This is a genomic window from Paraburkholderia kirstenboschensis, assembly GCF_904848585.1.
Classification (GTDB): domain Bacteria; phylum Pseudomonadota; class Gammaproteobacteria; order Burkholderiales; family Burkholderiaceae; genus Paraburkholderia; species Paraburkholderia kirstenboschensis.
This window is the reverse complement of sequence record NZ_CAJHCR010000089.1, coordinates 1-737: the sequence shown is the minus strand read 5'-3', so window position 1 is coordinate 737 and position 737 is coordinate 1. Positions and strand designations below refer to the sequence as shown.

General features: G+C 54.7%; 1 protein-coding gene. It reads right to left on the bottom strand.

Features of this window, described 5'->3' with window-relative positions:
- Positions 1–173: 173 nt before the first annotated feature.
- Positions 174–737: transposase (locus JMY24_RS38140; protein WP_201704141.1), on the bottom strand; the 564-nt coding region annotated here is incomplete at its 5' end.

Genomic DNA, 737 nt, shown 5'->3' with positions numbered 1-737 from the left:
GGTCGAGGCTGTGTGGAAACCCGGAACGCAGATTTGACGTGAAAAAAATCTGTTTCGACGACTATATAGCCGCGTTGCGCTCTCGGAATCAATCGATCAACTGAGAGATGTTGGGTGGCTGCGCTACCTCAACGCAAGCCGTTTCACGGCATATGTTGGAAGGCCTAGGTGCCTCACGCACCCACCAGCCGCATGGCCCTCATGGTTCGCGAGAATCCCAATATCGCCATCACGCGCTTGAGGTTATACGCCAGCACATGCAGGCTCATCTCAGTACTGACATTGGATAACCTGCGCGTCAGGAAGTGCGTATAGCCCATCCAGTGCTTGAACGTTCCGAAGACATGTTCAACGGTTCGCCTGCGCACCATCATCGCATCCGGCATCCTGTCCAGTCTCTTCTGCGCAGCTTCCAGTACAGACTCATGTTCCCATCGCGTGATTCGTCGATAGTCACTCGGAGTACATTGTGATTTGATTTCACAACGAGGACAGGCACTGCTCCAGTAACGATGCAGTTGCATGCCATGCTCTTCACGGGCGAAGCGGTGTATCGCGCGCTGCCCAGCAGGACAAAGGTATTCGTTATCCCGTGCAATGTAGATGAAGTCCGCTCTGTCGAAGCGACCATGGGCTTTGGCGCCTGATGTCAGGTTCTTCGGCAGAATGGCGGCAATGCCTGCATCTGCACAAGCTTTTATCTGTGGGCCGCTGTAGTACCCCCGGTCGGCGATGAC